At 35.7% G+C, this 14,336-nt stretch carries 10 protein-coding genes; all 10 read left to right on the top strand.

Features of this window, described 5'->3' with window-relative positions:
• Positions 1 to 142: 142 nt before the first annotated feature.
• The 10 genes from nfsA to cas1c all read left to right on the top strand — a co-directional run bounded on the left by nfsA (position 143) and on the right by cas1c (position 14,333).
• The gene (gene nfsA / locus BMSHG_RS05615; RefSeq protein ID WP_019153458.1) at positions 143 to 892 is read left to right on the top strand and encodes an oxygen-insensitive NADPH nitroreductase; all 750 of its coding nucleotides are present in this window, start codon (positions 143 to 145) and stop codon (positions 890 to 892) included.
• Between the two features lie 418 nt (positions 893 to 1,310).
• On the top strand, positions 1,311 to 3,182 hold the full coding sequence (locus BMSHG_RS05605) for a PrkA family serine protein kinase (protein ID WP_019153456.1): 1,872 nt from the start codon (positions 1,311 to 1,313) through the stop codon (positions 3,180 to 3,182).
• 439 nt (positions 3,183 to 3,621) lie between these two features.
• Positions 3,622 to 4,794: a sporulation protein YhbH gene (gene yhbH, locus BMSHG_RS05600; RefSeq protein WP_019153455.1), complete on the top strand. Its 1,173-nt coding sequence runs from the start codon at positions 3,622 to 3,624 to the stop codon at positions 4,792 to 4,794.
• Between the two features lie 509 nt (positions 4,795 to 5,303).
• Positions 5,304 to 6,278 (top strand): helix-turn-helix transcriptional regulator, encoded by a 975-nt coding sequence (locus BMSHG_RS05595; RefSeq protein ID WP_019153454.1) that lies wholly within the window; start codon positions 5,304 to 5,306, stop codon positions 6,276 to 6,278.
• 338 nt (positions 6,279 to 6,616) lie between these two features.
• Positions 6,617 to 9,028: a CRISPR-associated helicase/endonuclease Cas3 gene (locus BMSHG_RS05590; protein WP_019153453.1), complete on the top strand. Its 2,412-nt coding sequence runs from the start codon at positions 6,617 to 6,619 to the stop codon at positions 9,026 to 9,028.
• Positions 9,029 to 9,185: 157 nt separating this feature from the next.
• Positions 9,186 to 9,911: a type I-C CRISPR-associated protein Cas5c gene (cas5c, locus tag BMSHG_RS05585; protein ID WP_019153452.1), complete on the top strand. Its 726-nt coding sequence runs from the start codon at positions 9,186 to 9,188 to the stop codon at positions 9,909 to 9,911.
• Complete coding sequence (gene cas8c, locus BMSHG_RS05580; RefSeq protein ID WP_019153451.1) at positions 9,912 to 11,786, top strand: type I-C CRISPR-associated protein Cas8c/Csd1; 1,875 nt, start codon at positions 9,912 to 9,914, stop codon at positions 11,784 to 11,786.
• A 3-nt stretch (positions 11,787 to 11,789) separates the two neighbouring features.
• Complete coding sequence (gene cas7c, locus BMSHG_RS05575; RefSeq protein WP_019153450.1) at positions 11,790 to 12,653, top strand: type I-C CRISPR-associated protein Cas7/Csd2; 864 nt, start codon at positions 11,790 to 11,792, stop codon at positions 12,651 to 12,653.
• Entirely contained in the window at positions 12,643 to 13,305 is a 663-nt protein-coding gene (gene cas4 / locus BMSHG_RS05570; protein ID WP_019153449.1) for a CRISPR-associated protein Cas4, read from the top strand. The genes cas7c and cas4 overlap by 11 nt, the downstream gene beginning before the upstream one ends.
• Positions 13,302 to 14,333: a type I-C CRISPR-associated endonuclease Cas1c gene (gene cas1c, locus BMSHG_RS05565; RefSeq protein ID WP_019153448.1), complete on the top strand. Its 1,032-nt coding sequence runs from the start codon at positions 13,302 to 13,304 to the stop codon at positions 14,331 to 14,333. Before cas4 ends, cas1c begins: the two co-directional genes overlap by 4 nt.
• Positions 14,334 to 14,336: the final 3 nt, after the last annotated feature.

Below are 14,336 nucleotides of genomic sequence, written 5' to 3'. Positions count from 1 at the left end.
CTTCTTCTCCAACGATGATTTATCTACATTTATGGACAAGAATAAGCGTATTTACACATTCCTTTCAAAGTTCTAATATTTGTAACTCTCCTGCATATTTGATTGAATAATAGTAGATTATGTTGAAAGTGAGGCGATTTGAATGAATCAAGTGATAGAGACAATCTTAAACCATCGTTCGGTTCGAAAGTTCGAGGATAAGCCATTGACGAAGGAGCAAATTGAAGCAATTGTCACGAGTGCTCAGGCTGCTTCAACTTCTAGCTTTATTCAAGCCTATTCCATTATTGGCGTAACGGATAAAGAGAAGAAAAAAAGATTATCTGAGATTGCAGGACAGCAATCCTATGTAGAGCATAATGGTCACTTCTTTGTATTCTGTGCAGACCTATATCGACATACGTTGATTGGAGATCTAGAAGGAAGGGATGTTGAACCTTCTATTGAAAGTACAGAAAAATTTATGGTTGCGCTCGTAGATGCTTCATTGGCAGCCCAAAACGCAGCACTTGCAGCTGAATCGATGGGGCTGGGCATTTGTTACATTGGAGGAATTCGCAATCAATTAGATGAAGTGGTGAACCTATTAAAGACACCGAAAAGAGTGATACCTTTATTTGGTTTAGCAGTGGGCTACCCAGAGAAAATATCTGGACAGAAGCCTAGATTACCTTTCAAACATGTGTATCACGAAAATACGTATGAAGAAAAGGAACAAACCTATTTAGAAGAACTGAAAGAATATAATGAAATCATTCAAAAATATTATGAAGAAAGAACCGGCGGCAAAAGAAAAGATACATGGACAGAACAAATGGGTACGATGCTCGAAAAGCAATCCCGCATGTATATGAAGGAATTTGTTGAAGGACAAAAATTGAAATTACGGTAATGAAAAAAGCTGCTGAACGCTTCAGCAGCTTTTTGTATGTAGCAAAAATTATTTATTCGCACCTGGCTTATCGTTGTAGCCAGCTGTGAAGATAGCTGATAGGAATGCAACCATAACCCCAAGAATTAGAATTAGTTTCACTTATGTATGCCCCCTTAAAATTAAATTTTATCATCATAAATTATTCTCAAAAATAACATATAGGTTTATTATAGCCTATTCAATTAAAAGTGTGAATGTTAAGTATGGATTTTTTTTGACAGGTCATTTTTCTGCTAGGTAAGGGACTTTTCTCTAGTGCGTTATCAAAACTCACTCTTGTTTACGCATGTTCGAATGATAGCTCGCATAGATTATATTAATCGTCTCTGATCAAGCTACAGGGGAGGGTCCTTATGGATATTTTAAAAAAATTGAGATGCAAAGACATGAAGAAGAAAAATTAAAATGGGAAGGTACTTTTGCAGAATATTTAGAGATCATTAAAGAACAGCCATGGGTTGCCCAGTCAGCACATTCCCGCGTTTACAATATGATAAAAGATGCAGGAGTAGAAAAAGTTGATGGGAAGAATCAATATCAATTTTTCAGCAACCAGCTGTTTGGATTGGAAGAATCTTTAGAGAAGTTAGTGGAGGAGTATTTTCATCCAGCAGCAAAGCGACTAGACGTACGAAAAAGAATTCTATTATTAATGGGTCCTGTGAGTGGGGGTAAATCGACGTTGGTTGCGATGCTGAAACGAGGTTTGGAGACGTATTCTCGGTCAGATCGCGGTGCTATCTATGCGATTAAAGGCTGCCCCATGCATGAAGATCCATTACATTTAATTCCGCATCATTTACGCCAGGACTTTTTTGATGAGTATGGAATCCGAGTCGAAGGAAATCTTTCCCCTCTAAATACAATGCGTTTGGAAAAAGAATATGGTGGACGGATTGAAGATGTAATAGTCGAAAGAATCTTTTTTTCAGAAGACAAACGAGTGGGTATTGGAACGTTCAGCCCATCTGATCCAAAATCTCAAGACATTGCCGATTTAACAGGAAGTATTGATTTTTCAACCATCGCTGAATATGGGTCAGAATCAGACCCTCGTGCCTATCGTTTTGATGGGGAACTAAATAAAGCAAATCGAGGGATGATGGAATTTCAAGAAATGTTAAAATGTGATGAGAAGTTTTTATGGCACTTATTATCATTAACACAAGAGGGCAATTTTAAGGCGGGCCGATTTGCGTTAATTTCCGCCGATGAACTCATAGTGGCTCATACGAATGAAACCGAGTATCGTTCATTTATTTCAAATAAGAAAAACGAAGCTTTACATTCAAGGATTATCGTCATGCCTGTTCCGTATAATTTAAAGGTTAGTCAAGAAGAGAAGATCTATGAGAAAATGATTCGAGAAAGTGATGTTTCAAATGTACACATCGCGCCACATACATTAAAGGTTGCTGCGATGTTCACGATTTTAACCCGATTAAAGGAACCAAAAAAAGGGGACATCGACCTCGTTAAGAAAATGAGGCTCTATGATGGTCAAAATGTCGAGGGCTTTAATACAGCTGATTTAGAAGAATTGAAAAAGGAATACAATGATGAAGGAATGAGCGGGATTGATCCTCGTTATGTCATCAATCGTATTTCTTCAACTATCATTCGAAAAGAAATGACGTCCATCAATGCATTAGATGTTTTACGGTCATTAAAAGAAGGGCTTGATCAGCATCCTTCCATTTCGGATGAATTAAAAGAGCGATATTTAAATTTCATTTCTGTTGCCCGTAAGGAATATGATGATATTGCGAAGAAAGAAGTGCAAAAAGCATTTGTGTATTCGTATGAAGAATCGGCTAAGACTTTGATGGATAACTATTTGGATAATGTGGAAGCTTACTGCAACAAAATTAAGCTTCGTGACCCGCTAACAGGTGAAGAAATTAATCCAGATGAAAAGCTAATGCGATCAATTGAGGAGCAAATTGGAATCTCTGAAAATGCGAAAAAAGCGTTCCGTGAAGAAATTTTAATTCGGATTTCCGCTTATGCCCGTAAAGGTAAGAGGTTCGACTATAACTCACATGATCGATTGCGTGAAGCCATCCAGAAAAAACTATTTGCTGACTTGAAGGACGTTGTGAAAATCACGACCTCCACCAAGACACCAGATGAGCAACAACTGAAGAAAGTCAATGAAGTGGTAGCACGTTTGATTGATGAACACGGATACAATTCCACTTCAGCAAACGAACTTTTGCGATATGTAGGAAGTTTACTCAATCGTTAAAAATAGAAAACTGACAGAGCGTGAGTGTTCTGTCAGTTTTTTTGTATCTAATTGGGAAGGTTGAAAGCGGGCTATGATGTGGGAAGATTGAAGAGGTTCCTCATAATCTCGTCATGAGCTCGACTTTAAAGTGAAGAGAGTCAAAAAGTTACGGATATTTTGTCCAATAGCTTGTCCATTTTTTTTAGGCTATTTAGTCATTGTCGAAATAATTTGTAAATTATTTATAATTACTGCATAGGATAGAGTAATCACCAATTTACTTTATAACTGAGACATCCGAGATATTGTATGCAAGAAAGTAAAATTGTGTGAATCTTATTAATTATTATTATGATGATGCCATGATGAATGAGAAAAGAAAAGTAGGCCAAATGGGAGAGTCGTCAAGGTTTTCTAAGGTGAACTTATAAGAACAAAAAAATAAGGAGGGGTTAAAATGACTGATGCTAACAATCATCAATTTGTAATTTCGAAGGAAGATTGGTCCCTCCACCGCAAAGGCCACGATGATCAAACACGCCACCAGGAAAAAGTCCAAGAAGCGATTCGAAATAATTTACCGGATCTAATTACAGAAGAAAATATTGTCATGTCAAATGGTAGGGAAGTGGTTAAAATACCGATTCGTTCATTGGATGAATATAAAATTCGCTACAACTATGATAAGAACAAACATGTTGGCCAAGGTGATGGGGATAGTCAGGTTGGTGACGTGGTTGCGCGTGATGGTTCAAGTGGCCAAAAAGGACCTGGGAAAGGTCAAGGTGCAGGAGACCAAGCTGGTGAAGATTATTTTGAGGCAGAAGTATCGTTAATGGATATTGAGGAGGCGCTATTTAAGGAGCTGGAGCTTCCGAATTTGAAAAGAAAAGAGCAAGACGATGTCGTTGTTGAGAATGTCGAGTTTAATGATATTCGAAAGACGGGCTTAATGGGGAATATTGATAAGAAACGAACGATGATGACGGCCTTTAAGCGTAACGCAATGACGGGAAAGGCAAGCTTTCATCCTATTTATCGTGAGGATTTGAAATTTAAAACGTGGAATGAGGTTGTAAAACCTGATTCAAAAGCGGTAGTTCTAGCGATGATGGACACAAGTGGTAGTATGGGGATTTGGGAAAAGTATATGGCACGCAGTTTCTTTTTCTGGATGACCCGATTTTTACGGACAAAATATGAAACGGTTGAAATTGAATTTATTGCTCACCATACAGAGGCTAAAGTTGTCAGTGAAGAAGACTTTTTCTCAAAGGGAGAAAGCGGAGGAACGATTTGTTCTTCAGCTTATCGAAAAGCATTAGAATTAATTGATTCGAAATATAATCCAACCAGATATAATATCTATCCATTCCATTTTTCCGATGGAGACAATTTAACGTCTGATAATGCAAGATGTGTCAAGCTTGTAGAACAAATTATGAAGGTATCCAATATGTTTGGATATGGAGAAGTAAACCAATACAACCGCCATTCAACCCTCATGTCTGCGTATAAAAACATCAAAAATGAAGACTTCCGATACTACATCCTCAAGCAAAAAGCCGATGTATTCCACGCCATGCGAAGCTTCTTTAAAAAGGAGCAGGAAGATAAGATGTATGCATAATTTCCGACAAGGAGTTCTTAATGGACTCCTTTTTGGTTGTTCCGGAATTTATAAACTCCCTCGACTTGAGGATAAGTGTTCGATAAAATGCTCGTATAAACAGTAGAAACATCGGTATGAAAAAATAACAGGAAAATTTCCGCTTAATAAGCAAGAATCATGAAAAAGAGCCGACATAACAGGAAAAATTCCTGCTATTCACTGAAAAAATGCCAAAATAAACGATTTTGCCCTCCATAAGCGGAAAATCTTCCGTTATTTCGCCTAAAAGGGCTTCCATTGATGAGATAACAGGAAAAATTCCGCTTAAGGGTGAGTGATGTTTGGATTGAATTAGACAAACCGGAAGATTCTTACATTTTGTAGGGGCTTTGTTCTGTGTGCTTCTTTTTGTGGTTTGCTAGGTCTGTCTTTAAGGAAGATAATTATGGAAAAAATTATCCAACTTAGCTCTAATTAAGTGATAAAATGGAAGCAAATAGAAATTATTTAAGGGGGGAGAATACCGCTTGCGTTCTCAAAAAGCAGAAAGATTATTTTATATTGTAAATTATTTAGATAATCATGAAACCGTTACTGCAGCAGAGTTGGCAAGACATTGTCAGACATCAATTCGTAGCATATACAGAGATATGAGAGTGTTGGAAGAGATTGGTTACTATTATACAAATGAAGGTCGACAAGGATATAAACTTATTAGTAAACCTGTAGAATCACCACAAAATTTAACTTTTGAAGAATGGATGGCACTCATTCTTTACCCATTTGTTTCGGGGAACATTACTTCAGAAAAGCATCCCCATTATTTAGCTTATCGTTCCGGTCTAGAAAAAATCGGAGGAAAGGTACATAACAATAAGAGTGTGCAACCAATCAGTGCTCAAATTGGAGAGCGGATATTATTTCAAGATCAATATTATAACTCAAATCATGTAGAAATTATGCCGCTTTTAGTCCAAGCTATTGCGCAAAATATTTCGATACAAGTATCATATTTTTCAATGCATCGGAATGAAATGTCATATAGAAAATTGGATCCTTATTATCTTATACCACGAGGTGGTCAGCTTTACGTTATAGCTTTCTGTCATTTACGAAAAGAGGTAAGAGTATTTCGCCTAAACCGAGTTCGGTCTATTCAATTAACGGAAGCGCACTATCAGATACCAAAAAGCTTTTCAATTTCTGATTTTCTGGCAAATAGATGGTCCATATTTGCAGAAGAAATGGAGCCAATTTCATTCATCGTTAAATTCCAAAAAGAGATTAGTAGATACATATATGAATACGATTTTTACACAGACACAATATTAGAAGAGCAAGAGGATGGCTCCCTCTTACTTAAAACAAAAGTGAAGAGTAAGCTCGAATTTTTAAGATGGATTCGTTCTTTTGGAACTAGTGCAGAAGTAATAGAACCAGCGACCATACGTAAAGAGTTGCAGCGTGAATTTGAGGAAATGGTAAAAACATATCAAAAGTAGAAAGTATATAAAACAGTCATTTTGAGTGCCTTGATTATTTTTTAAGGGACTCTATTTTTTTGCTTTTTTTTAAAAGAATATTTGTTCCCTGACACTTTTTGTCAGTCCTGTATTTATAATTACTGATATGGAAAGAAGAATAGCAAATAAGCAAGAAATAAATTTAATTCTAGCTGAGTTTAAATTATGAAATTAAATTGTCTAAACTTGGAATTTAATTGACTTTTTTCCAGATGAATTCCAGAATGGTAGTAAAGTACTGTATTGATTTTGACCTGAGTAAATTCAACAATGCTGATTTATTGAGTGTAAATAAGAAATAAAAGGAAGGTGAACGGATGGAGTATATTGCACATATCCGTGAAAAGGATGGGAAGATACAAACAGTAAGGGAACATTTGGATGAAGTACGTCAGTTATGTGAACAATTTGGAGGGAAAATCGGACTACAGCATTTGGCTGGCCTAACCGGACTCTTACATGATTTAGGAAAAAGCACAGAAGAATTTTATGATTATATTCAAGCGGCAGTTGCTAATCCAGATAATCCTCCACCAAGGGGCTCTGTTGACCATTCTACTGCTGGTGGAAAGTTACTCTATAGTAAATTTTATGATGATGCTCAAGATCCCATAGTCAAACTTACGGTAGAATGGTTGGCCATGTGCATCATTTCCCATCATAGTGGGTTAAGAGACTTCCTTTCATCTGATCTAACATCACCTTTTTTAAACAGAGTTAAAGAGAAAGATATTAAGGAATTCGATAATGCAAGAGACACCTTTTTTAATGTACAAATAGATGAATCGAACTTTGATGACTATTTTGAAAAAGCTAAGAATGAGGTCGTTCATCTTTTGAAAAAGTTTAGAGAGGATAAACTGAAGCCGTTCACATTCTCACTTATTGTCAAATACATATTCAGTGCTTTGATTGATGCCGATCGAACGAATACTAGAGTGTTTGAAGAAGATGAAAATGAAGAATCAGCATTTGATTCTGATGTATTTTTTGAAGAGAGTTACTATTCATTAATGGAAAGGATAACATCGTTTCAGGTGTCGGAAGCAGCTAGTCATCCTATTAATCAATTAAGAAATGAAATGTCGGAACAATGTGAAGCGTTTGCTTCGCATCCATCGGGGATCTATACACTGTCAATCCCTACGGGTGGTGGAAAAACTTTTGCTAGCCTCAGATATGCACTGAAGCATGCAGTTAAATATAAAAAGGAGAGAATAATATATGTTGTGCCATATACAACCATAATTGAGCAAAATGCAAAAGAGGTACGAGATATTTTAAAAAATGATGAATTTATATTAGAACATCATTCCAATGTAATAGAAGAATCAGGTTATGAAAATGAAGATTATGATTTAAAGACGAAGAAACTTAAGCTTGCTAGAGATAATTGGGAAAGTCCGATTATTTTTACAACTATGGTCCAATTTTTGAACGTTTTTTACTCAAGAGGGACAAGAAATGCTAGAAGGATGCATAATTTAGCTAATTCTATTGTTATTTTCGATGAAGTTCAATCTGTACCAATTAAGTGTATTTCATTATTCAATGAAGCCCTTAATTTTCTAAATGGTTTTTGCAATTCTAGTATTGTACTGTGTACAGCTACACAGCCGGCACTAGATTTTGTAGAGAATAAACTTCATGTTTCTACGGATGCAGAAATGATTAAGGATATCAATCTGGTAAACAGGAGTTTTAAGCGTGTCAATATAATAGATAAAACAACTCCTAGTGGAATGAATGCTCCTGAATTAACGAACTTCATCTTAACTGAGATGGAGACAGTGGATAATGTATTGGTCATTCTAAATACAAAAACAGCTGTTCGAAAACTCTTTGAAGAACTTAAAGAACATAAAGAGTACGAATTGTTTCACTTGAGTACAAATATGTGCCCTGCACACCGTAAAAACATATTACAGAGACTAAAAGATTCTCTCTCTAAAAAAAGAAGAGTTATTTGTGTTAGTACGCAATTAATTGAAGCAGGGGTAGACATAAGTTTTCAAAGTGTCATTCGATCTATAGCGGGATTAGACTCCATTGCACAAGCAGCAGGACGATGTAATCGACACGGAGAAGATGTTATTCGAAACGTCTATATTATTAAGTCTGCGGATGAAATCCTTACCAAGTTAAGGGAAATAAGAATTGGAAGTGAACAGACTGCTCGTGTACTTGAAGAATTTAAGGGTAACCCTGAAATGTTCGGCAATGATTTGTTATCACAAGAAGCGATCAATATTTATTTTAAATATTATTACTATCAAATTCAAAATGAGTTAGATTATCCAATCCCAACCATAGAAAAAAACCTCTTTGATCTACTAAATTTCAATCAAGATTATTTTTCCGCATATTTCAATAAGAATAATGCGAAGTTTCCATTGATTAGTAGGCAGTCATTTGCTATAGCAGAGCAGTATTTTCAAGTTATAGATAGTCCCACAACGTCGGTGCTCGTTCCTTATAATTTTGAAGCAAGAGAAATTATTTCAAAATTAAATGGTGAAGTAGATAGTAATGAATTATCTTCTATTCTCAAAAGAGCCCAGCAATATATCATTAATGTCTATTCACCGGAATTAGAGGAACTAAGTAAAGCAAAAAATATTGATTTACTATTTCACGGAAGTGTCTATGCATTGAAAGAGGTGGCATACAGTGAAGCGATGGGTCTTGACCCTAAAGGGAATGGAATTTGGTCGTTAGAAATGTATTAAAACAAAAACTCATCAATTTAATAAAGATGAGTTCTTGAATAATAGAAAGTTTTCAAAATAGATGGGGATGAAAATAGAAGTTTAGTAATAATGAAACTATGTTTCTTATTTTTTAAAGTATCGATATGAAAATATTTTGATTACTGGAGGTGCAAGTTTGAGAAACCAAATTGAATTTGAAGTATCAGGTAGGTATGCATTATTCACCGATCCATTAACAAAAATTGGAGGAGAGAAAATGTCCTATCAAATCCCTACGTATCAAAGTTTGAAAGGAATTGTTGAATCAATTTACTGGAAGCCTACAATAATGTGGATAATTGATGAAGTGCGTGTAATGAATCCAATTCAAACAGAATCAAAAGGGATTCGATTAAAAAAATATCAAGATGAAAAGGGAGATTTGGCATTTTATACTTATTTGAAAGACGTTAAATATCAAGTCCGTGCACATTTTGTATTTAATCCACATAGAAAAGATTTGGGTTTTGATCGAAATGAAAATAAACATTTTAGTATTGCTAAGAGAGCTGTTGAAGTCGGAGGTAGAAGAGATATTTTTCTTGGTTCTAGAGAATGTCAAGGGTATGTTGAATCATGTGTATTTGATGAAGGAGTCGGATTTTATGATGAATATCCAGGTGAAATTGACTTTGGTGTAATGGTTCATGGTCTGAATTATCCAGATGAAACAGGTAGGACAAATATTGAAACACGGCTATGGAGGGCGAGTATGAAAGCTGGGGTCATAAAATTCATTCGTCCAGATGAATGTATCATGGTTCGGAAAGTTGGAGAAATGTCACCAAAGAAATTTGACGAATCTAATATACAAGATATTGAAGTACTGTATGAAGAGGTTTTTCACAAAAGGGGTGATTAAATGACATGGTTAAGAAATCTATACGAAACATATAATTCAAATAATAAATTTATAGGAGAATTTGAGAAAAATAAGTTTGATCAAGAATATGCTCTTATTCCGGTTGCTCATACTACTCAAAGTGCCCAGATTGAAGTTGTTTTAGATATTAATGGTAATTTTATCTCTGCGAAGGTAGTAGAGAAAAGCGATGCAAGCACAATTGTTCCATGTACAGATGCATCAGCAAATAGGACAAGTGCGCCAGCACCGCATCCTTTATTTGATAAGTTGGTTTACGTTGCAGGAGATTATTTGAAGTATGGTGGTGTAGCAAAAAAAGGAAACCCACACTCTGATTATATGACTCAATTAAAAAGTTGGTGTGATTCTAAATATGGCCACCCAAAGGTAAAGAGCGTGTATACCTACGTAAAGAAGAGTAGGTTAATTGAAGACTTAGTCAATGAAGGAATTATTTATGTTGATGAGAATAATAGATTTATTGAAAAATGGAGTAATAGTATTAAAGAAAAATATGGAGAAAAACCAGCATTGTTTAAGGTGCTAAATTCAGATCAAAGTGAGGCCTTTGTTCGATTTTCTGTTATTACAGTAGGGGAACCAGAATTAAGGTTGTGGAGAGATTCATCTATACATAAATCTTTTACGAGTTTCTATGAAGACTCCTTAGAAGATATGGATTTATGTTATGTGACTGGGAAAATTTTACCGTCAACAGAGAAACATGCATCAGGGATTCGTCGTCCTGGTGATATGGCCAAATTAATATGTAAGAATAATAGTAAATTAACATACTTTGGTCGTTTTAAAACTACTCGAGAAGCAGTTTCCATTAGTAATGAAGTCTCACAAAAAGCACATAATGCCTTGAAATGGTTGATCGCTAAACAGGGTTATACAATTGATGGGAAAGTTTTCCTCGTATGGGGAAAAGATAATGTAGAAATTCCATCTCCTTATGAAGATTCTGAAACTCTAGGGTTATATGATGATTTTGAATCGGAGCTATTGGGGGATGTAACTCATAAGGAATTTGCAAGCCAAGTGCAATTGGCAATTTCAGGCTATAGAAATAGTCTTGAGTATAAGTCTAGCGTCATAATCATGATCATTGACGCTGCTACTCCAGGACGAATGTCAGTGGTTTATTATCGTGATATGGATAAAGATCTATTCTTGAACAGAATAGAGAATTGGCATAAAACTTGCTATTGGCTTCACCAATATAAAAAGGGAATCAAATTTCATGGAGCCCCAGCAACTAAGGACATTGCCTTTGCCGCTTATGGATTGAAGGTAAATGAAAAGGTAATAAAGGGGCTAGTTGAAAGAATGCTACCTTCTATTATAGATGGAAGAGCTATACCATTGGATATAGTGAAGAGTGTTTTTAATAGGGCTTCTAATCCTGTTTCTATGGATAAGTGGGAATGGGAAAAGACTCTTAGCATTGCTTGTGCATTAATAAGAAAAACATATGAAAAGGAGGAGATAGATGTGGCTTTAGATAAAAACAATGATAATCGTGATTATTTATTTGGTAGAATGCTAGCAATTGCAGACGTATTAGAAAGAACGGCCCTCGATAATGATGAAAAACGTTCAACAAATGCAATAAGGTATATGAATGCATTTTCTCGGCATCCTTTCAGAACATGGAATGTCATTCAAGCAAGTATTCAGCCTTATCAAGCAAAGTTAGGAACACGATTAAATTACTTAAGTAGTTTATTAGATGAAGTAGGTTCAAAAATGAAACCTAATGAATTTACAGATGAACCACTTTCAGGAATGTACCTACTAGGATTTTATAGCCAGCGCCATGCACTATACAAAGGAAAGAAAAAAGATGAAGAAAAGGGAGAGATGTAAACTATGTCTATATTAGATCACAAAATTGATTTTGCTGTTGTTTTAACTGTGCGCAATGCCAATCCCAATGGTGACCCTTTAAATGGAAACCGACCAAGACAAAATTATGACGGTTATGGGGAAATTTCTGATGTTGCTTTAAAAAGAAAACTGAGGAATCGTCTTCAGGATATGGGAGAGTCCATTCTAGTGCAATCTGATGAAAGACGTAATGATGGATATAGAAGCATAAAGGACCGCGTTGATGCAAATGAGGAATTGACTAAGTATTCGAAGGGTAAGACAAAAGATAATTTCCTTTATGAAAAGATAGCTTGTGAGTCGTGGATGGATGTTCGTAGTTTTGGACAAGTTTTCGCTTTTAGTGGTTCAGAGATTTCAATTGGTATAAGAGGACCAGTATCTCTTCATACAGCAGTTAGCTTGTCACCAATCGATATTTCAAGTATGCAAATTACGAAAAGTGTAAATTCCACAACGAATACTAAAGATCCTGATAAAAAAACATCCGATACAATGGGAATGAAGCATCGAGTTGATTTTGGGGTTTATGTTTTTTATGGAAGTATAAATACACAACTTGCTGAAAAAACAGGTTTTTCATATGAGGATGCAGATAAGATAAAACAAGCATTAGTAACATTATTTGAAAATGATTCTTCTTCAGCAAGACCAGATGGGAGTATGGAAGTGAATAAGGTGCTCTGGTGGGAACATAATTCAAAATTAGGACAATATTCTGCTGCTAAAGTACACCGTTCTCTGGATATTAAATCAAAAGTTGATAAACCAAACTCCTTTGAAGATTATTCTTTAGAAGTTTATGAATTAGAGGGCCTCAAAGTAGAGAGCATTGATGGACTATAAAGATGAACAACAATATTTGATGCTTTCCGGAATCCAACATTTCCAATTTTGCAAGCGACAGTGGGCTTTGATTCATATTGAGCAACAATGGGCAGAAAATGTTCGAACCGTTCAAGGGCAACATCTTCACCAAAAAGCAGACAAGCCTTTTATAAGGGAGAAACGTGGAGATAAATTGATTGTTCGAGCCATGCCAATAAGATCAAATGAGCTTAAAATCACTGGAGTATGTGATGTTGTGGAGTTTGTTAAGGACTCCGTAAATGGTGTTGAAATTGATGGTTTAGAAGGTAAATACAGGGCTTATCCAGTTGAGTATAAGCGTGGAAAACCAAAGTCAAACGATTCTGATGTTTTACAATTAATTGCTCAAGCGATGTGCATAGAGGAAATGCTCCTATGTAAAGTTGAGGTAGGCTATTTGTATTACAATGAGATAAAACATAGGGTAGAGATTCCAATAACAGAGGAAAAGAAAAATATAGTCAGAAATACAGCTATTGAAATGCTAGATTACTATACTAGAAGACACACACCTAAAGTTAAAACTGGTGCATATTGCAATCAGTGCTCCCTTCAAAATATTTGTATGCCATCCATAATGAGCAAACGATCCGTGAAAAATTATATTGAGGGGAGAGTGAATGAATGAAAAAGTTACTGAATACTCTTTATGTTACGCAGCCTGATGTCTATCTATCTTTAAATGGAGAAAACGTTGTTATCCAAAAGGAAGATGAAAAACTAGCTAGAATCCCTTTACATAATCTAGAAGCAATTACTACTTTTGGATATACTGGTGCCAGTCCTGCGCTTATGGGCTATTGTGCAGATAAGAATATCTCATTAACATTTTTCACGAGGAATGGCCGATTTTTAGCAAGAGTAACGGGTGAAAGTAAAGGCAATGTGGTATTGAGGAAAATCCAGTACCGTATTTCTGATAATGAAGTACTTTCAGCAAAGGTAGCAAGGAATTTCATTGTGAGCAAGATTTATAATAATAAGTGGATAATTGAAAGGATGACTAGAGATTATCCACTTAGGGTCGATGTAACGAAATTTAAGGCTGTATCTCAGTATTTATCTGCTATTATTCGAGAGGTTAGAAAGTGTGAAGACTTGGAAATGCTAAGGGGCTGGGAAGGACAGGCAGCGCTTGGCTATAATAAATTGTTTGATCAAATGATTTTACAGCAAAAAGAGGATTTCTTTTTCCATTCTCGCTCAAGAAGACCTCCCCTTGATAATGTTAATGCTATGCTATCATTTTCGTATTCCTTGTTAGCCAATGATACGGCAGCTGCTATAGAGGGGGTAGGTTTGGATGCTTACGTTGGCTTCTTACATAGAGATCGACCTGGGCGACCTTCCTTAGCATTGGATATGATGGAAGAATTACGAGGAGCATTTGCTGATAGATTTGTGTTGTCGCTCGTTAATAAAAAGATAATGAACAAGGACGATTTTTTAAAGAAGGAAAATGGTGCCGTGATCATGACGGATGAAGCAAGAAAGAAATTTTTATCTGAATGGCAGGCAAGAAAACAGGAACAAATCACACATCCGTATTTAGGAGAAAAAATTTCTTGGGGATTAGTTCCACATGCACAAGCGATTTTATTAGCTCGATACTTGCGAGAAGATTTGGATGAATATCCGCCATTTTTCTGGAAGTAGGTG

The sequence above is a fragment of the Robertmurraya massiliosenegalensis JC6 genome (assembly GCF_000311725.1).
Taxonomy (GTDB): Bacteria; Bacillota; Bacilli; order Bacillales; family Cytobacillaceae; genus Robertmurraya; species Robertmurraya massiliosenegalensis.
This window is presented reverse-complemented; position numbering and strand designations above follow the sequence as displayed.

Excerpts from the sequence above, each read along its gene's own strand:
- nfsA (WP_019153458.1), top strand. The coding sequence starts at position 143 with ATGAATCAAGTGATAGAGACAATCTTAAACCATCGTTCGGTTCGAAAG.
- BMSHG_RS05605 (WP_019153456.1), top strand. The coding sequence starts at position 1,311 with ATGCAAAGACATGAAGAAGAAAAATTAAAATGGGAAGGTACTTTTGCA.
- yhbH (WP_019153455.1), top strand. The coding sequence starts at position 3,622 with ATGACTGATGCTAACAATCATCAATTTGTAATTTCGAAGGAAGATTGG.
- BMSHG_RS05590 (WP_019153453.1), top strand. The coding sequence starts at position 6,617 with ATGGAGTATATTGCACATATCCGTGAAAAGGATGGGAAGATACAAACA.
- cas8c (WP_019153451.1), top strand. The coding sequence starts at position 9,912 with ATGACATGGTTAAGAAATCTATACGAAACATATAATTCAAATAATAAA.
- cas7c (WP_019153450.1), top strand. The coding sequence starts at position 11,790 with ATGTCTATATTAGATCACAAAATTGATTTTGCTGTTGTTTTAACTGTG.
- cas4 (WP_019153449.1), top strand. The coding sequence starts at position 12,643 with ATGGACTATAAAGATGAACAACAATATTTGATGCTTTCCGGAATCCAA.
- cas1c (WP_019153448.1), top strand. The coding sequence starts at position 13,302 with ATGAAAAAGTTACTGAATACTCTTTATGTTACGCAGCCTGATGTCTAT.